At 59.8% G+C, this 18058-nt stretch carries 20 protein-coding genes; 8 read left to right on the forward strand and 12 right to left on the reverse strand.

The window, feature by feature from the left end; genetic code table 11:
- Positions 1 to 49: 49 nt before the first annotated feature.
- Entirely contained in the window at positions 50 to 784 is a 735-nt protein-coding gene (locus M0808_RS05425) for a thioredoxin family protein (RefSeq protein WP_098967739.1), read from the reverse strand.
- A 175-nt stretch (positions 785 to 959) separates the two neighbouring features.
- Here M0808_RS05425 and M0808_RS05430 point away from each other — a divergent pair, with 175 nt between their 5' ends.
- Positions 960 to 1352, forward strand: a complete 393-nt coding sequence (locus M0808_RS05430; protein ID WP_096797478.1) for a transcriptional regulator — start codon at positions 960 to 962, stop codon at positions 1350 to 1352.
- A gap of 114 nt (positions 1353 to 1466) precedes the next feature.
- Here the strand turns inward: M0808_RS05430 and M0808_RS05435 are convergent, their stop codons facing one another.
- From M0808_RS05435 to M0808_RS05445, 3 genes are all read right to left on the reverse strand, one after another.
- On the reverse strand, positions 1467 to 2336 hold the full coding sequence (locus M0808_RS05435) for a DUF6279 family lipoprotein (protein WP_247840215.1): 870 nt from the start codon (positions 2334 to 2336) through the stop codon (positions 1467 to 1469).
- A 71-nt stretch (positions 2337 to 2407) separates the two neighbouring features.
- Positions 2408 to 3127 carry a TorF family putative porin gene (locus M0808_RS05440; protein WP_247267760.1) on the reverse strand — a complete coding sequence of 240 codons (720 nt, stop codon included), beginning with the start codon at positions 3125 to 3127 and terminating at the stop codon, positions 2408 to 2410.
- Positions 3128 to 3333: 206 nt separating this feature from the next.
- The gene (locus M0808_RS05445; RefSeq protein ID WP_016985943.1) at positions 3334 to 3522 is read right to left on the reverse strand and encodes a hypothetical protein; all 189 of its coding nucleotides are present in this window, start codon (positions 3520 to 3522) and stop codon (positions 3334 to 3336) included.
- Between the two features lie 349 nt (positions 3523 to 3871).
- Here M0808_RS05445 and M0808_RS05450 point away from each other — a divergent pair, with 349 nt between their 5' ends.
- From M0808_RS05450 to M0808_RS05460, 3 genes are all read left to right on the forward strand, one after another.
- A complete protein-coding gene (locus M0808_RS05450) occupies positions 3872 to 4708 on the forward strand; it encodes a S1-like domain-containing RNA-binding protein (protein ID WP_027614566.1) in 837 nt (278 codons plus the stop codon).
- A gap of 45 nt (positions 4709 to 4753) precedes the next feature.
- Positions 4754 to 5158 carry a DUF2177 family protein gene (locus M0808_RS05455; protein ID WP_027614567.1) on the forward strand — a complete coding sequence of 135 codons (405 nt, stop codon included), beginning with the start codon at positions 4754 to 4756 and terminating at the stop codon, positions 5156 to 5158.
- A gap of 242 nt (positions 5159 to 5400) precedes the next feature.
- The gene (locus M0808_RS05460; RefSeq protein ID WP_027614568.1) at positions 5401 to 6333 is read left to right on the forward strand and encodes a DMT family transporter; all 933 of its coding nucleotides are present in this window, start codon (positions 5401 to 5403) and stop codon (positions 6331 to 6333) included.
- Here the strand turns inward: M0808_RS05460 and M0808_RS05465 are convergent.
- On the reverse strand, positions 6278 to 7459 hold the full coding sequence (locus M0808_RS05465; RefSeq protein ID WP_027614569.1) for an MFS transporter: 1182 nt from the start codon (positions 7457 to 7459) through the stop codon (positions 6278 to 6280). The genes M0808_RS05460 and M0808_RS05465 overlap by 56 nt on opposite strands.
- Before the next feature lie 104 nt (positions 7460 to 7563).
- Here M0808_RS05465 and M0808_RS05470 point away from each other — a divergent pair, with 104 nt between their 5' ends.
- Both M0808_RS05470 and M0808_RS28465 read left to right on the forward strand, forming a co-directional pair.
- Positions 7564 to 8457 carry a LysR family transcriptional regulator gene (locus M0808_RS05470; RefSeq protein ID WP_027614570.1) on the forward strand — a complete coding sequence of 298 codons (894 nt, stop codon included), beginning with the start codon at positions 7564 to 7566 and terminating at the stop codon, positions 8455 to 8457.
- A 142-nt stretch (positions 8458 to 8599) separates the two neighbouring features.
- Positions 8600 to 8728 carry a PA1414 family protein gene (locus tag M0808_RS28465; protein WP_003184145.1) on the forward strand — a complete coding sequence of 43 codons (129 nt, stop codon included), beginning with the start codon at positions 8600 to 8602 and terminating at the stop codon, positions 8726 to 8728.
- Positions 8729 to 8930: 202 nt separating this feature from the next.
- Here M0808_RS28465 and M0808_RS05475 read toward each other — a convergent pair whose 3' ends face one another.
- From M0808_RS05475 to speB, 6 genes are all read right to left on the reverse strand, one after another.
- Positions 8931 to 9179: an acyl carrier protein gene (locus M0808_RS05475; protein ID WP_139056008.1), complete on the reverse strand. Its 249-nt coding sequence runs from the start codon at positions 9177 to 9179 to the stop codon at positions 8931 to 8933.
- Positions 9180 to 9221: 42 nt separating this feature from the next.
- A complete protein-coding gene (locus M0808_RS05480) occupies positions 9222 to 9947 on the reverse strand; it encodes an MBL fold metallo-hydrolase (protein WP_247840217.1) in 726 nt (241 codons plus the stop codon).
- 85 nt (positions 9948 to 10032) lie between these two features.
- Positions 10033 to 11412 (reverse strand): sodium:solute symporter, encoded by a 1380-nt coding sequence (locus M0808_RS05485; RefSeq protein ID WP_047598203.1) that lies wholly within the window; start codon positions 11410 to 11412, stop codon positions 10033 to 10035.
- Between the two features lie 158 nt (positions 11413 to 11570).
- The gene (locus M0808_RS05490) at positions 11571 to 13076 is read right to left on the reverse strand and encodes a cytosine permease (RefSeq protein WP_247840219.1); all 1506 of its coding nucleotides are present in this window, start codon (positions 13074 to 13076) and stop codon (positions 11571 to 11573) included.
- Between the two features lie 56 nt (positions 13077 to 13132).
- A complete protein-coding gene (locus M0808_RS05495; protein ID WP_027614575.1) occupies positions 13133 to 13555 on the reverse strand; it encodes a nuclear transport factor 2 family protein in 423 nt (140 codons plus the stop codon).
- A gap of 10 nt (positions 13556 to 13565) precedes the next feature.
- Complete coding sequence (speB, locus tag M0808_RS05500) at positions 13566 to 14516, reverse strand: agmatinase (RefSeq protein WP_003222717.1); 951 nt, start codon at positions 14514 to 14516, stop codon at positions 13566 to 13568.
- Between the two features lie 358 nt (positions 14517 to 14874).
- Between speB and M0808_RS05505 the strand changes: the two genes are divergently transcribed.
- Positions 14875 to 15768, forward strand: coding sequence for a LysR family transcriptional regulator (locus tag M0808_RS05505; protein ID WP_007956593.1), 894 nt, complete (start codon positions 14875 to 14877; stop codon positions 15766 to 15768).
- Positions 15769 to 15773: 5 nt separating this feature from the next.
- Positions 15774 to 16367: a DTW domain-containing protein gene (locus M0808_RS05510; RefSeq protein ID WP_134785701.1), complete on the forward strand. Its 594-nt coding sequence runs from the start codon at positions 15774 to 15776 to the stop codon at positions 16365 to 16367.
- 215 nt (positions 16368 to 16582) lie between these two features.
- Here the strand turns inward: M0808_RS05510 and M0808_RS05515 are convergent, their stop codons facing one another.
- A complete protein-coding gene (locus M0808_RS05515; RefSeq protein ID WP_134785702.1) occupies positions 16583 to 17944 on the reverse strand; it encodes an HlyD family type I secretion periplasmic adaptor subunit in 1362 nt (453 codons plus the stop codon).
- Between the last annotated feature and the right edge of the window lie 114 nt (positions 17945 to 18058).

Genomic DNA, 18058 nt, shown 5'->3' on the forward strand with positions numbered 1-18058 from the left:
GATGCAGCGGGCGGTATTGCCGGCCGCTGCCTTTCCTCTGATTTACTGATTATCTCTGGTGGCAGCAACTCGAGGCCTTTTCATTTTCATACCGATCATGATGCCGCACCCACTCCATGATCTCGTCCTCATTCCTGCCCTTGGGCGTGAGGTCGAGGTAGTTGTAGGCGCCCACCAACATGTCCAGACCGCGGGCATAGGTTGAGTAGGTGTGGAAAATGTCGCCCTTTGCATCACGATAAAACACGCTCAGGCCGGGCATTTCTTCCTCGGCACTGTCAGTCTTTTCGTAGTTGTACGTAGCCTTACCTGCAGCAACATCTTCAGCGCGGGCGCAAACACCAGAGTCGTAGTTGAAATCGGAACCGTCTGACGACACCCAGTCGAATTTCCAGCCCATACGCCGCTTGAAGGCCTGGAACTGTTCAAACGGGGCGTGGGAGACCGCGACCATTGCGATGTCGTGATGCGCCAGGTGCAGATTGGCGCCGTCGATGTGGTCGGACAGGAACGAGCAGCCCTGACACCCTTCTTCCCAGTCCTTGGCGAACATGAAGTGGTAAACGATCAATTGACTGTGTTGGCCGAACAGGTCGGCCAGTTTCAGCTCGCCGTGCGGGCCGTGGAAGCGGTAGTCCTTGTCGACTTTGACCCAGGGCAATGCGCGGCGTTTGGCGCTCAAGCGGTCGCGCTCACGGGTGAAGGCCTTTTCGTCGGCCAGATGTTGTTTGCGCGCAGCGAGCCATTCTTCTCGCGATACGACCGGATGATTCTCGACGTTCATGATGATTTCTCCTGCGGGGTTGAAACCGTCTTTGTCAGACTAGTCGTTTAACCCTCGATCAATTCGACAGACCGCCGGTCGGTCTCTGCGGAAAATGCCGCTGAACGGCTGCGATGCGTCCGGGTCACAACCTATGACAGCGCCCCAAATCACGCGCACCGGAGGTTGAATCAGGATGACGACTTATAACTGGGATTTGATTGAACGCTTGCTGCATGAAGTGCAGAACAGTGCAGGCGAAAGTTTCGCGCCGCGAAAATATGCCGAGGACTATGCGGCGCAGAAAGCCAGTGCAGGCGAGCCGATCGAGAATCTGGATCACCTGAAAACGGTGGCCTGCGAATATGAAGGCTTGTTGCTTGATCGTGGATTTATCGAACCGCGCCCTGATCATATGGGCAGTACCGGCAGCAATTTCATTCTGACGCCACGCGGATCAAGCCTGCTGAGCCTGATCGACAGCAGCATTCCCGGAAATGATCATCCGCGGCAGGTGCTGGACGAGCAGGAAGATGCGCTGGATGAGGCGACGTTTGATGAGGTGGCTTCAAAGGCGCAGATTGCCTGACAGGCCTTTTGTGGGAGCGGGCTTGCTCGCGAATGCGCTGTATCAGGCACATAGATGGTGAATGATCCACTGCATTCGCGAGCAAGCCCGCTCCCACATTGGATTGGCATCCTACTAAGGTTTCTGTGCAGCTTTCAGGCACTTCAGGTCATTGAAGTCTTTACGCACCCCTTCGATTTTCTTCAGCAACCGCTGACGCTGCTGCGGCGTACTTTCGGCCATCAAATCCACTGCCAGCGAGCGCGCCTGTGCTTCGGTGTTGGCGTAGGCCTTCTGGTAATCCGATGTCCATAAACGCTCGCGGTTGACCAGAAGTGTCTCGATCCGATGTGGGAATTCCGGACTTTTTCGCTGGGCAACGGCGTTACTGAACTGCTGCTGCCAATGTGCGCGGTTGGCGATCCATTGAGTGTTCTGATCGCCCAGAGCGGTCGACCAGGCCATCACCCGTTGTTCCTGAGTGGCGCTCAACGGGCCAAGCCAATCGGTCAGGCGCTTGTCCATGCGCGCGCCGCGCTCGGCGATCTGCTGCGCCAGTGGCGGTTGGACGTATTCCTTTTCACGTTTGCGCAGATCCTTGGCAAACGCATCGTTCATCTCGGCGACTTGCTTGTCGTCCAGCCCTTGCAGCAGCTCGATGGCCGACGGTGTGATCTGCCGTGCAGTTTCGGCAATGGCTTTTTTCGCTTCCTCGGTTCGTGCTTGCAGCGCAGCGTCGGTCACCTGATTGCTTTCGACCATTGCCTGCAAGCGATCCAGCCAGTCGAGGTAGCCCGGCAATTGCGTGGTGCAGTGCCAGTTCAGGTGCTCCTTGAGGCGATCGTTGAACCAGTCTTTTTGCTCGCTGGTCATGTCCAGATAGTCGCCAAGCGTCCATGGAATGATCACGTCGAGATTGCGGTAGGCCAGGCCGACGCGGCTGCAGGCGCCGAGGGCGAGGGTGAAGATCAGCAGGGTGGCGAGGTGTTTGAACCAGCGAGACATGAGCGAATCCTTGCGAGAGCCTGACGTCTGATTCTCATGTGAACGCAGGAAGCTCCCGGCAGTTCAGCCGATCAATAGAATGCGCGCTCGGCCTTGAGCGTCACCAGCCCGTCACACTGACTGTTGTGCCCCGAGTACGCCGAGCATTCGCTGCCGCTGAGGTTGGAATTGCTGTAGATCAGATCGAGATCGACGCCCATGAATGGCCGGGAAAATTTCACCGACCAATCGGTAAAACTGCTGACATAACCACCGTCCACCGACACCGGCGTGTTCAGTTGGTGGGTGGTGTATTTCATGCTGATCCCGATGCCGAACGGCTGATTGCCGCCGAGGTCGGCGAACAGCGTGTTGTTCTGTTTGTCCGGGTCGTTGCTCACGGCCACGCCGAAGCGGCTGCCGAGCAGGGTCAGGCCACCGAACAGCTCTTGGCTGTCGAGGGTGTCGACCTTGGGATAGCTGTAATGGATCATCCCGACTTCGTAGCCGAGGGTCTGATCGAAAGGTTGTTTGAAACCGACGTAGGAGTCGATTTCCAGATTCTTGCCCGGGGTCAGGCCCATGCTCGGTGCATACTGGCCGACATACAGGCCGCTGTCGTGGCTGAGATCGAGGCCGCCGTGAAACGAGCCGACGGCTGACGGCTTGACCAGTCCCTGAGCCATGCTGCGGCTGGGCGTGGTGCCGAGTTTGAGGTCGAAGTCGCCGAGCTCGCGCTGGAAAATTTGCGCGTGCGCCGATGAGCAGGCCATAAGGCCCACAAACAATAAACAGAAAGTTGATTTGAGCATGCGTCACTCCATGAACAGCGAGGGCAGGGCTTGGCCTGCTGAAACGCTTGATCCAGACGCGTGCAAGGATACCGGCGAATGCTCGGCAATGATGGCCGTTCGTCGATTTTCAAAGGATTTGGTTAAACAGAAGGAGGGTGTAACGCGGGTGCCAGTCCAGACGCTTCGAAGCTCAAAGCGTCTCAGGACGGGTGTATTACCGGGTGTTACTTCTTGCCCAGGCTGATCTGCTTGGAAGGACCGAACGTCTGGCCGCTGACGCCTTTGGCAATTTGCTGGATTTCGCCGCCGGACTTGAGGAACGCTGCGATCTGATCGTTGATCGATTCGCTGGTTTCAACGGCTGGAGCTGGCTTTGCTTTGCTGGTGGATGCTTTTACACGCATGGCGGCCATTAACCTGTAGAAAAGTAACTCGGCCAGGCATCGTACAGGAATAACTTGACAATTGCTTGATAAATATCCCCGGGAATAACTGAGTGCGTGGGTGGATTATCCTCGATTAAATAATCGGAATATTCCCCTAAGCCACTGTTTTAAATAACAACATTTATTCTTCATTGGCGCAAATGTCCGCCGTGAAACGGCACAGCAGGCTTCGCGCTGGCCTGACGAATGGCAAGCCGCCTGCGCAAACCAAGGAAAATCAAGGCTTCCGCAGATTTTCTGCGGCAGGCTGCTTGCCCAGCGAACGAGACCGGCAAAACCGGGTAGAATGCCGCCCACGCAATGAGGGTTTTGGAAAATGGCTTTAGTCGGGCGTTACAACAGTTTGCAAGTGGTTAAACACACTAACTTCGGTTTATATCTGGACGGCGGTGCCGACGGCGAAATTCTTTTGCCCAACCGCTATATCCCTAAAGATATTCCCAGCGAAGATGAAGACTGGCTCAACGTTTTTATTTATCTGGACAGCGATGACAAACTTATCGCTACCACTGAAAAACCAAAAGTTCAGGTCGGCGAATTTGCCAGCCTGAAAGTTGTTGAGATCAACAGCATCGGTGTGTTCCTCGATTGGGGCCTGCCCAAAGATCTGTTGCTGCCGTATTCCGAAGAAAAGCGGCAGATGACCGCTGGTGAGTACTGCGTGGTGCACGTCTACCTCGACAAACACACCCGCCGCATCACCGCCACCGCACGTCTGGATCGCTATCTCGACAAGACCCCGGCCAACTACAGCGCCGGTCAGGAAGTTGATCTGCTGGTGGCCGAAGCCACCGACATGGGCTTCAAGGCGATCATCAACAACAAGCACTGGGGCTTGATCCACAAGAATGAGATCTTCAAGTTCATGCGTTCCGGCATGCGCGAGAAGGGTTTCATCAAGGAAGTGCGCGCCGACGGCAAGATCAGCCTCAGCCTGCAACCGGTTGGCCAGGAAGCGGCGAGCAGCCTGAGCTCGAAGATCCTCGCCAAGTTGCGCGAAAACAATGGCACGCTGGCCGTCAGCGACAAGAGCGATCCGGCGTTGATCAGCAGTCTGTTCGGTGTCAGCAAGGGCAACTTCAAGAAGGCCATCGGTTCGCTGTACAAGGAAGGCAAGATCGTCATTCATGCCGATCGCATTGAACTAACCTGAGCCTTCCGGGGCCCATGTTGCATGGGGTCACTTGAGGTCGGGTAAATGAAAAAGCCGTTGCTTGCTTATATCGCCACTCTGCTGGCGTTTCTGTTGCTCGACGGTATCTGGCTCGGCGTGCTGATGGCGCCAACCTACCGCGAACTGCTCGGTTCGCTGATGCTCGAAAAACCGCTGCTGGTTCCGGCAGCGGTTTTTTATTGTCTGTATGTTTTTGGCTGCGTGCTGTTTGTGGTGTTGCCGGCACAGAGCTGGCAACGTGCGGCAAAGATGGGCGCGCTGCTGGGGCTGGTGGCGTATGGCACGTATGACCTGACCAATTGGGCGACATTGCGCGGGTGGTCGGTGCAGGTGAGTTTGCTGGATTGGGCGTGGGGGACGTTTGCTACGGCTGTGGCGTGTACGGTCGGCTTTTTGGCGGCAAAGCGATTTGTGAAGTCAGCCCCGTAATCTTTGTTGTCTGGGGCGACGCCTTCGCGAGCAAGCCCGCTCCCACAGGGGGAATGCGATCATCCTATGGGAGCTGGCTTGCCAGCGAATGGCGGCGCAGCCGACAACCATTCGCCTGTGACGTTACTGACGCAGACAAAGTCTTTTTCAGACGGCTTTTTTTGCCCGAGTGATTGATAATCCCCGACACTGATTTCTGACCATTGGACGGCTGCCATGTTGTGTGTGTTTGAGGTGTTGCGGTGAGTGTCGAGCGGCGCAATGCCGATGGGTTTGCCTTGCAGGTGATGATCGGCCTGTGCCTGATCTGGGGCGTGCAGCAAGTGATGATCAAGTGGGCCGCGCCCGACATCGCGCCAGTGATGCAGGCGGCCGGGCGTTCGGGGATTTCCGCGTTGCTGGTGGGTTTGCTGCTGTGCTGGAAGGGCGGCTGGGATCAGGTCGGCAACACCTGGCGTGGAGGGCTGCTGGCCGGTGCGCTGTTCGGTCTGGAGTTCTTCTTCATCGCCGAAGGTCTACAACTGACCACCGCCGCGCACATGTCGGTGTTCCTCTACACCGCGCCGATTTTCACCGCGCTCGGCGTGCATTTTCTGTTGGCCAGTGAACGCCTGCGGCCTTTGCAATGGCTGGGAATTCTGCTCGCCTTCGTCGGTATCGCCATTGCCTTCGCCGGCGGCGTGTCGTGGGATAACCTCGACCGGCGCATGCTGCTGGGCGATGCGTTCGGGGTCATTGCCGGTGCCTGCTGGGGCGCGACCACTGTGGTGGTGCGCGCCTCGCGTCTGTCGGAAGCACCGGTGACGTTGACTCTGTTCTATCAGCTGATCGTCGGCTTCGTCGGCCTGCTGTTGATCGCGCTGTTCAGCGGCCAGATCAGCCACGTCAGCCTGACCAGCGTGGCGGTGGCCAGCGTGCTGTTCCAGGGCCTGGTGGTGTCGTTCTTCAGTTACCTGACCTGGTTCTGGCTGCTGCGCCGCTATCTGGCGGCTAACCTTGCGGTGTTTTCGTTCATGACGCCGTTGTTCGGCGTCACGTTCGGCGTGGTGCTGCTTGGTGAAGAGTTGAGCGTGAACTTCGTCATCGGCGCGGTGCTGGTGTTGCTTGGCATTACCTTTGTCAGCGCTGAGCAGTGGGTGCGTCGGCGTTTGCGCAAAGCCCTCGGCCAGCACTGACCGATTGCAGCGCAAGCCCGCCGGCAATCAGCAGACCGCTGCCGGCAATGATCAGCGCTGGTTGCAGACCACCGCTGAAATGGCTGCTCAGCGCCGCCAGTAACGGGCCGCTGAGCTGGCCGACGGCGAAGCATGCGGTCAGCAGTCCGGCGTTGCGCTGAGTTGTGTGCGGCGCCAGTTCTCGCGAGCGTTGCATCACCAGTTGCATGCAAGCCAGGAACGGCATGCCGCACAACACCACCCCCAGCGCCAGGCCATAACCGCTGCCCAACAGACAGGCGAAGACCCCGAGCGCCTGCAACCACAGGGTGGCGGTCAGCCAGTGCCGTGTGGTGTTCGGATCGTGGCGACGCAGGCTCACCAACAGCACGCCAATCGCCGCGCCAAGACCGAAGCACGGCCAGAACAGGTCGGCCTGCCATTGCCCGTGAAATTGCGCGTTGGCCATTTGCGAGAGAAACGTGGCCGGGATGATGTAACCCACGCCATATAACGCATACACCGCCGCCAGACGCGGGATGCCGCGATTCGAATGGTTGACGTTGAGGGTGGCGACCGGTGTGTGCAGGCCCGGTTGCGGCAGGATCCGCACGATCCCCAGCAACATCACCAGCGCCACGGCGGCATAGATCAGCCACAAGGTGGCAGAGGTCTGATTCAGTAGATGTGAGAACAGTGCCAGTAACCCGGTCAGAAAAATTCCCAGTCCGGGACCGGCAAATACCAGTGCCCCCAGCCGTGGCCGGCCTGCCGCCGCTGCCAGCGGCTGACTCAATGCGGTGATCATCACCAGCACCCAGGCACTCGCCACCCCGGTACCGAAGCGCAGCAGCAAATGCGCCCAGAAGCCGTTGGCCCAGAACGATGCCAGGGTCAGCAGCACACACAGCCACAAACCGCCATGCAACCGGCGCTGCACTTGCTGCGGACGGTGGGCGAACATCGCGTCCACCGCGCCCAGCAGGTAACCGAGGTAGTTGGCCGCAGCAATCAGACCGGCGGCCGTCAGGTCGACCTGGCCTTCGCTGAGCAAGTGCGGCAATTGCGGGGTGAGGGCGAAACGCCCGATGCCCATGGCCATCATCAGGGCGACGAAACAGGCGGATAAGCGAATCAGTGGCGACATGGTCGGGATTCCTTTGAAGGAGCAATGACCGTCAGGCTAGAAGCGATTGACTTTCTTTAAAATTGAATAATAGTGAGTAACTTGTTCTGTTATGGAGAAAGGTCGTGGAGTTCAGCCAGTTGCGGATCTTTCAGGCAGTCGCCGAGGAAGGTTCGATCACCCGCGCAGCAGAACGCCTGCACCGAGTGCCGTCCAACCTGTCGACCCGGCTCAAACAGCTGGAAGAGCAATTGGGCGTCGAACTTTTCGTTCGTGAGCGTCAGCGTTTGCAGTTATCGCCTGCGGGAAAGGTCCTGCTGGACTACACCGGCAAGCTGTTCGCCCTGCGCGATCAGGCCAGTGCAGCGGTGATGGGCGGGCAGCCGGCCGGGGATTTTGTCCTCGGCACGCTGTACAGCACCGCGGCGATCCATTTGCCGGCGTTGCTGGCGCGCTATCACAAGCAATACCCGGCGGTGAATCTGCAAGTGCAGTCCGGACCCAGCGGCGAGTTGCTCGAAGGTCTGGTCTCCGGGCGTCTTGATGCGGCGTTGGTGGACGGCCCGCCACAATTGGCGGGGATCGACGGCGTGCCGCTGTGCGACGAGCGTCTGGTGCTGATCAGCGAAGCCGACCATCCGCCGATCCGCAGCGCCAAGGAGGTCGAGGGCAGGGCGGTATTCACCTTTCGTCATGGTTGCGCCTACCGCGCGCGGCTGGAGGCGTGGTTCGTTCACTATCAGGCGGCGATGGGCCGGGCGATGGAGATCGAGTCGTATCAGGGCATGCTTGCCTGCGTGATTGCCGGCAGCGGTGTGGCATTGATGTCGGAGTCGATGCTCGCCAGTCTGCCGGGGCGCGAGAGCGTTGCAGTGCACCCGTTGGCCGAACCGTTTGCCAGTGCGACAACGTGGCTCATGTGGCGCAAGGGCATGGTCGGGGCCAATCTCAATGCCTGGATTGAACAGCAGCAAGCGCTCTATCCCGTGGCATCGAGTGAAACCCGGCAGACGGCGTGAACCAACCAACCGTAATTCTGTTCAATTCAGTAACAGATCATTGCGGATTTGGCCGAGCATTGCGTAGGACTTCGGACTATTATCAGTGCGAAGCGGCCTCAGAATTCCGGCCGCTCAGCACTACCCTGAAGGGGGCATGACGATGAAAGAGAAAATTCAGAACTGGCTGCACGATTTGGGTGTTGCCCTCGGCTTGATCGAACCGCCTCTGCAACCCGTACCGATCCGCACCGATGACGAACAGCGCCGGCGTCAGCCTCGCCGGCGGTAAGTACGGCTCCATGTGAGTGACGCTTGTTGTGGCGAGGGAGCTTGCTCCCGCTCGGCTGCGCAGCAGTCGTAAGGTCACTGAACAAGGTCCGTCTGACACAACCGGGCTGAATGGTTTTGGGGCTGCTTCGCAGCCCAGCGGGAGCAAGCTCCCTCGCCACAGGGTTTCAGCTCACCCTGATGGTTGTATTTGGCAAACCCTCTCAATGCCTTCCAATCTCTAGCAGAAATCGACTCAGGTCATTCGCGGTCTTCGCGGTCTTGAGTATGTGATCCTCTTCGGCCGTGAACGCCGTCAGTCCGAACTCATCTTCCAGATGAAATATCAGATCTTCGATATCTGCCTTCTCCAGCCCTAACTGCACCAGACTGGTGTCGTCGTTGAATTCGCGGGATTCCAGCAGGCGCCGAATGTATCGGTGCACGGCAGCACGCACGGCAGCTCTTCTCATGGCAGATGATTTCGTTGTTGTTTTGACTGATTACAGCAGGACTCAAGCGTGTCGACGCAACCATTCGTCAATCATCGAACGCAAATGCCCGCCGGAAAAACTGCCGAAATGTCCGCCATGCACGGTGCGGATCGGCAGCGCATGCAAGCGTCGCAGACTGGCGGCGTAATCCTGCAGATTGGAGTGGTAGGCGTCCTCGATCAACGGCCCGTCGTAAATGATGTCGCCGCTGAACAACGTTTCGGTCGCCGCTTCATACAGGCTGATCCCGCCCGGTGAGTGCCCCGGCGTGTGCAGCACCTGCAAGGTGCGATTGCCCAGATCCAGCACATCGCCATCCTCGACAAAACCGGTGGCCGGCGCGGCCTTCACCCGGTATTCGGCGTAGCACAGCGGGCAGTCCGGGTGCGCCTCGAACATGTCGTCGCCGACGAAGGCCCGGCTCAGGTCGTTCTCTCCGTCCGGCGCGGCGAGGATGTCGGCCTCGGCGCGATGCACCAGGCGTTCAGCAAATTCGTGATGCCCGGCGATATGGTCGAAGTGGCAATGACTGGCCACTGCCACCAGCGGTCGCTCGGTAATCCACGGCAACTGCTCGCGCAGGCTGACCAGCCCTGAGCCACTGTCGAGCAGCAGATCCTTGTCGCGGCCCTGAATGTGCCAGAGGTTGCAGCGATAGAACGGGCGGATGTACGGCTCGTGAATCAACCGAATGCCATCGCTCAGATTCTGAACTTCAAACCACTGATTGCGAGAAACAATCTTCATCAATCATTTTCTCCAGACGAAAAAAACGGGTGTGGCAACCGACGCCACACCCGTCGAAGAAAGCATCAAGTCGTTACATCAAAGCTTAGATCGCACTCGCCACCGTCGCCGGGCGAGGGGAGACCAGGCTGACCACCACAAAACTCACCAGCCCCACAGCCAGGCTGTAGTAGATCGGCGTGTTGGCGTCCAGACCATCCTTGAACATGAACAGCAGCGCGGTGGCAAAACCCAGGCCCATGCTGGCGATGGCGCCGGCGGTGGTCGCACGTTTCCAGAAGATCGCACCGATCAGCGGAATCAGCATGCCGCCCACCAGCAGGTTGTAGGCCAGGGTCAGGGCGCTGATCACGTCATTCACCACCAACGCGATACCCAGCACCACGACACCGGTGAGCAGGGTGAACAGGCGGTTGATCGCCAGGCTCGACTGTTTGCCGCCGCGCAGTTTCGGCAGCAGGTCTTCAGTCAGCGTGGTGGCAGCAGCCAGCAGGCCGGCGCTGGCGGTGGACATCATCGCCGCCAGAGCAGCAGCGATCACCAGACCACGGATGCCGTCCGGCAGCGACAGTTTGACGATGGCGGCGAAGGCGTTGTTGACGTTGTCCAGATCCGGGATCAGTACGTGCGCGGCCATGCCGATCAGCGCGCAGGCCAGACCGTAGAGGATGCAGTAGATACCGGCGATGCTGCCGGCGTACTGGGCGACTTTGGCGGTCTTGACGGTGAACACCCGTTGCCAGATGTCCTGACCGATGAGGATGCCGAAGAAGTAGATCATGAAGTAGGTGATGATCGTGTCCCAGCCGATGGTGGTGAAGTTGAACGCCGCTGCCGGCAGCTTCAGCACCAGTTCGTCCCAGCCGCCGACGCGGTACAGGCAGATCGGCAACAGGATGAACATCAGGCCCACGGTCTTGATGATGAACTGGACGATGTCGGTCAGGGTCAGCGACCACATGCCGCCGATCGCCGAGTAGATCACCACCACGCCACCGCCGAGCAATACCGAGATCCAGAACGGCAGGCCGAACAGCACTTGCAGCACGGTGCCGATCGCCAGGATCGAGGTCACGCCGATCATCAGCGCGTAGGCCAGCATGATCGCCGCGCTTGCCGAGCGGGCCATCGGGTTATAGCGTTTTTCCAGCACCTGGGTAACGGTGTAGATCTTCAGTTTCAGCAGCGGTTTGGCGAGGAACAGGTTCAGCGCAACGATGCCGCAACCCAGAGCCGCGCACAGCCAGAAACCGGAGATGCCATGCACGTAACCCAGGCGTACGGTGCCGACGGTGGACGCGCCACCCAGTACGGTCGCGGCCATGGTGCCCATGTACAGGCTTGGGCCCAGGTTACGCCCGGCGACCAGAAAATCCTCGTTGGTCTTGGCCTTGCGCATGCCGTAGTAGCCGAGCAACAGCATGCCGGCGGCGTAGATGAGGACGACGAATAAATCCAAAGCCATGATGGCGTGTCTCCGATTGTCTTTTTTATGGTGAGGCTGAATTCGATTTGCCCTTGTGGGAGCGGGCTTGCTCGCGAAGGCGTCGGCACATTCAAAAGTGATGTGACTGATAGATCGCTTTCGCGAGCAAGCTCGCTCCCACAAGGTTTTGCGTTTAATCAGGCGACCTGACGCAGTTCAGGTTTTGCTACGCCTTGGCTGCGTGCATCCTTGGGCCCGAACACCTCCCGCGGTTCCGGGAACAGGCTCAGCAGCGTCAGATACACCACCGACGCCAGGCCCAGAGTCACCGGCAGGCTGATGTCGATGCCGCCGGCCAACTCACCCAGCGGGCCGACGAACTGCCCCGGCAGGTTGACGAAGCACAGGCCGACCGCCGCGCTCGGGATCCATGCGCCCAGGCCACGCCAGTTCCAGCCGTGGTTGAACCAGTAGCGTCCGCCTTGCTCGCCGCGAGTGAACACTTGCAGGTCGTCCGGGCAGTAGAAGCCGCGACGCACCAGCAGGCCGATGATCATGATCACCATCCACGGGGTGGTGCAGGTGATGATCAGCACGGCGAAGGTCGACACGCTCTGCACCAGGTTCGCCGCGAAGCGTCCGATGAAGATGAAGGCAATCGACAGCACGCCGATCAGCAACGTTGCCTTGACCCGCGACAGCACCCGTGGGAACACGCTGGACATGTCCAGCCCGGTGCCATACAGCGAGGTGGTGCCGGTGGACATGCCGCCGATCACCGCAATCAGGCACACCGGCAGGAAGAACCAGCTCGGCGATACCGCCAGCAGGCCGCCCACATAGTTGTTCGCCGCGATGTAGTCCGGCGCCTTGATCGCGACGATGGTCGCGGTGCTCAGGCCGAACAGGAACGGGATGAACGTGGCGATCTGCGACAGCACCACAGCGGCCATGATCCGCTGCTTGGAGGTGTCACGCGGAATGTAGCGCGACCAGTCGCCGAGGAACGCACCGAACGAGATCGGGTTGCTCATCGCGACCAGCGCCGCGCCGATGAACGCCGCCCAGAAGCCCGGTTGACCGAGGTTCACGGTGCCGGCGTAGTTGACGTCGAAAGGACCGGCGAAGGCGAAGATGCCCAGCAGGAACAACAGGCTGGCGCTCCACACCGCGATCTTGTTCACCCACAGCAGAAAGCGGAAGCCGTAGATGCACACGGTCAGCACCAGAATCGCGAACAGGCCGTAGGCCAGGCCCAGGGTCAGGTCGGTTTCCGGCAGACCAATCAGGCGTTTCGCACCCCCGATCAGCGCATCGCCCGAACTCCACACCGAGAGCGAGAAAAATGCGATGGCGGTCAACAGCGACAGGAACGAACCGACGATCCGCCCGTGCACGCCGAAGTGAGCACCCGAGGACACGGCATTGTTGGTGCCGTTGAGCGGGCCGAACAGGCCCATCGGGGCGAGGATCAGCGAGCCGAGCAGCACGCCCGACACAATCGCCCAGACAGCGGCCTGAAACGACAGACCGAACAGCACCGGGAAACTGCCGAGCACGGCGGTGGCAAAGGTATTGGAACCACCGAAGATCATCCGGAACAAGTCCGTCGGGCCTGCGGTGCGTTCGTGGTCCGGGATCTGTTCGACCCCGTGGGTTTCAATTTGCGTAAGGCTTTGGTCGTTGTTGTTGTTGTTATTCATGATCTGCTCCGATCATAAAGGCGCGCCTCATCGTGTGTGAGGCGTCACCTGTTTGGCTAAGGGGATGGCAGCCCTTCCGGCATTGCGGACAAATGTTCGTGGCAGGCCAGCCAATGGCCTTGTTGTTCTAGGCTCGACGCTTGTTTCTTGAAAACAATCGTCTCGCGCTCCTGGCTGAAATGTTGCTCCCCTTGCATGCGCAGCTCGGTGGCCACGTCATGGATAAACACCGCCACGTCACCTTGCAGGCTGACGAAGGCGTTGCTCGAAGTGCACGACAGCACTTCAAAGCCATCCTCGGCGCGCCAACTGTCCCACAAGGCCTGATAGGCATCGCGCGACAGCAGCGGCTGTTCGAGGGTGTAAAACACGAAACTTGCATCGGCGCTGAACGCGCCGAAATAAGCCTCGCGATCGTTACGAGCGAAGGCGGACACCAGATCGGCAGCCGCTTTCAACACCTGATCACGTTCGTTCATGGCCGAACCCTCAGCGGTGAACCACGCCAGGCAGTACGCAGAGCATTTCGTACAGCAGGTTGGCGGCCAGCAGCGAGGTGTTGCCGGTGGTGTCGTAGGCGGGCGAGACTTCTACCAGATCGCAGCCGATCAGGTCGAGGCCCTGACAGCCGCGAACGATTTCAATCGCCTGAATGGTCGTCAGACCACCGATTTCCGGGGTGCCGGTGCCGGGCGCCCAGGCCGGGTCGATGCCGTCGATGTCGAAGCTCAGGTACACCGGGCCGCCGCCGACTTTCTCGCGCACTTCGGCCATCAGCGGCGCCAGCGACTTGTGCCAGCACTCTTCGGCTTGTACGACGCGGAAGCCCTGATCGCGGCTCCAGTTGAAGTCGTCAGCGGTGTAGCCCTGCGCGCGCAGACCAATCTGCACCACGCGGTCGCAGTCCAGCAGACCTTCTTCGACGGCGCGACGGAAGGTCGTGCCGTGGGCAATCTTCTCGCCGAACATGTGATCGTTGACGTCAGCGTGGGCATCGATGTGCACCAGACCGACCTTGCCGTGCTTCTTATGGATCGCACGCAGGATCGGCAGGGTGATGGTGTGGTCGCCACCCAGGGTCATCGGGATCACGTTGTGCTCGAGGATGTTGTCGTAGGCTTCTTCGATGATGCGCACGGCGTCGAGCAGGTTGAAGGTGTTGATCGCCACGTCACCGATGTCGGCAACCGACAGCGAGTCGAACGGCGCGGCGCCGGTGGCCATGTTGTACGGGCGGATCATCACCGATTCGGTGCGGATGTCGCGCGGCCCGAAGCGAGTGCCGGGGCGCAGCGAAGTACCGATATCCAGTGGCACGCCAACGAAGGCAGCGTCCAGGCCGGCAGCGGTCGGTACATGGGGGAGTCGGAGCATGGTGGCGATGCCGCCGAAGCGCGGCATTTCGTTGCCGCCCAGTGGTTGGTGAAGAATCTTGTCCACGGGTAGGGCCTCATCGTCTTTGTTTTATTTATGTCGGCGCACCGTTGAGCACAGGTTCGGACGCCGCTGTGGGGCCGATTCTGCGAAATGTAGTGGCGGGGAAGAATCGCTACGGGCAAAAACTTAGTTCAGATTTTTCTAAACTAATGGTGAGGCCCGGGATAGACTTCCCGAACCCGTACCGATACCCCTGTGGCGAGGGGATTTATCCCCGATCGGCTGCGCAGCAGTCGTAAATTCGTTGCTCGCGACTTCCCGGATGGATCGGTTTGCAGGCTTGGGGCGGCTTCGCCACCCATCGGGGATAAATCCCCTCACCACAAAGTCATCAGCGTTCGACAGATGTTTGGAGAGCCGCATGGCCAACGCTTTACCCGACCTGAAACTATTGCGCATCTTCGTCAGCGTGGTTCGCCATCAGGGTTTTGCCAATGCGCAGCAGGAACTCAACCTGTCGACCTCGGCGATCAGCACTTACATGAGCCAGCTCGAAGCGGCGCTCGGTCTGGTGCTGTGCCATCGCGGGCGCGGCGGGTTCAGCCTGACCAGCAAGGGTGAGCTGTTCCATCAGGAAACCCTGCGCCTGCTCGCCGAGCTCGAAGGTTTCGAGCAATACGCCGCGGCGCTCAAGGGCGAACTGCGCGGCACGCTCAATCTCGGGGTGATCGACTCCACCGTCAGCGACAAGGCCTTGCCGTTCGCCGAGGCCATTGGCGCCTACAGTCAGGAACACCCGGCGGTGCATTTGCATCTGTCGGTGATGAGCCCGTACGAACTGCAACTCGGCGTGCAGGACAATCGACTCGATCTGGCCATCGGTGCGTTTTCCACGCGCATGAGCGGTCTGGTGTACATGCCGCTGTACCGCGAGCAGCACTGGCTGTATTGCAGCAGCCGGCATCCGCTGTTCAACGAGCGGCGGATCCCCGAGCAGGTCATCACTCAGCAACGCATGGTCGGCCGTGGTTACTGGAGCCAGGCCGAGCTGGCACGGCACGGTTTCAAACACAGCGCGGCGACTGTGGAAAGTATGGAGGCGCAACTGATTCTGGTGCTCTCCGGCGCCTACATCGGTTACTTGCCAGAACACTACGCCCAGGCCTGGGCCGACAAGGGCGACCTGCGTGTGTTGCTGCCGGCGACCTTTGGTTATCAGGCTCCGTTTTCGATGATCATGCGCCGTGGCCGCAGCCGCGAGCCGCTGATCCAGACCTTCCGTGATTTGCTCAAAGCACAGCTCAATCAGGCATAAGAACCATGTCCAGACCCCAATGCCCGCGCTGCCTGCGCCCCCAAACCCATTGCCTGTGCCCGCTGATCCCCAGCCTCGACAGCCGCACCCGGGTGTTGCTGTTGCAGCATCCGAGCGAGGTCAATCACGCGCTCAACACCGCGCGACTGGCAGCGCTGGGTTTGACCAATGCCGAGTTGATTGTCGGTGAAGTGTTCGAGGATCTGCCGACGCTGCTCAATCGGCCGGGGTATCAGGCGCGGTTGCTGTTTCCCGCTGACGATGCGCAGCCGCTGCAGGCTTACCGCGAATCCGCTGAACCGTTGTTGCTGGTGGTGCCGGACGGCACCTGGCGCAAGGCACGCAAGATGCTTCATCTCAACCCGCTGCTGGCAGCGCTGCCGCGGGTGACGCTGGCGCAGGGCGGGGTGTCGCGCTACCGGTTGCGCAAGGCACCGGGGCCGGGGGCGTTGTCGACCATTGAGGCGATTGTGCAGGCGCTGGAAACTCTGGAAGCGCCGACCACGTTTGCGCCGTTGCTCAAACCGTTCGAGGCGTTGATCGAGGGGCAGATTGCGGCGATGGGGGAGGAGGTTTTTCAGCGTAATCATTCAAAATAATGGGTGTTGGTGCGGGCCTCTTCGCGAGCAAGCCCGCTCCCACAGGGGAATGCATTCCAAATGTGGGAGCGGGCTTGCTCGCGAAGGCGCCGGATCAATCAGCGCCAATCTCAACAGTGCCCACATTAGGGTTCTTCCAGCAGGAATGCGATCACTTGTGGGAGCGGGCTTGCTCGCGAAGGCGTCGGATCAATCACCGCAAATCCCAACAATGCCTACCGCTCGCGCATCGCCTCGGTCCGCGCTTTCAACACCGGTTTTAGCAGGTAATCCAGCACACTTTTCTCCCCGGTAATAATGTCCACCGTCGCCACCATCCCCGGGATGATCAGCAGCGGTTTCACATCCCCGCCCAAATGGTTTTTATCGGTGCGTACCTGAATCAGGTAGAAGCTGTTGCCCTTGTCATCGGTGATGGTGTCGGCGCCGATCAGTTCCAGTTTTGCGCTCAGGCCGCCGTATATCGTGTAGTCGTAAGCGCTGAACTTGACCATGGCTTTCTGGCCCGGATGGAGGAACGCGACGTCTTGCGGACGGACCTTCGCTTCGATCAGCAGGTTGTCTTCCAGCGGCACGATTTCCACCATGTCGCTGCCCGGCTGCACCACGCCGCCGATGGTGTTGACCTTGAGTTGCTTGATCACCCCGTGCACTGGCGAAGTCACGGTGGTGCGGCTGACGCGGTCGTCGATGGCGATGCTCGACGCGGTGATTTTCGACAGATCGGTGCGCTTCTGATTGAGGTCCTTGGCGGCGTCGGAACGGAAAGTCTGTTCCGATTCGTCGATCTTGCTCTTGATCTCGTTGATTGCCGATTCCGCCCGTGGGATGGCCAGGGTCGTTGCGTTCAGTGAACCGCGAATTTCCACCGCGCTGCGTTTCAGTCGCAGGATCTCCACCGGCGACACCGCACCCGTGCCGACCAGCGGCGCGGACATGTTCATCTCTTGCTGCAGCAGCGCCAGGCTGGAACTGTACTGGCCTTGCTTGGAGCGGAATTCCGCCAGCTCCTGAGTCTTCTGCCGCAGCTGTTCGGTGAGGGTGCGTTGTTCGCTGGCCAGACGCCGTTGGCGCTGGTCGTAGAGCGCGCGTTCGTCTTCGGCGACCTGTGGCGCCTTGGCGATCACCTCGTCAGACAGCTTGAACGGACGGCCCTCGGCTTCGGCGGAAAGGCGCTCGACTTGCGCGGTCAGCGCGTAACGATCGGCCTCGCTCTCACCCTTGTTCGACAGGAAGCGTGTGTCATCCAGGCGCAGCAGCTTGTCACCCTTGTTCACCATCTGTCCTTCACGGACAAAAATCTCGGTGACGATCCCGCCCTCCAGGTTCTGGATGACCTGGACCTTGCTTGACGGAATCGCCTTGCCTTCGCCCATGGTCACTTCTTCCAGCACGGCGAACTTGGCCCAGACCAGCGCACTGATCAACAGCGCTGCCGCCAGCCACACGGTGATCCGCGACCAGCGCGGCGAATCCTGCAACGAAGCGCCGGCGGTTTCCGGCATGAACTCGGCTTCGGCGCTTTTGCCGAAACTGTCGAAGTAGCCGCGTGATTTGCTATCTGAAGATGCAGCCATGGGGCGATACCCCTCAGTTAAGAAACATCAAACCGCACAACCCATGCGTCGCCCGTAACACTTACTTGTGGTGAGGGGATTTATCCCCGATAGGGTGCGAAGCGCCCTTAGAGT

It is taken from the genome of Pseudomonas sp. MWU12-3103b, assembly GCF_023100615.1.
GTDB classification, from domain to species: domain Bacteria; phylum Pseudomonadota; class Gammaproteobacteria; order Pseudomonadales; family Pseudomonadaceae; genus Aquipseudomonas; species Aquipseudomonas putida_A.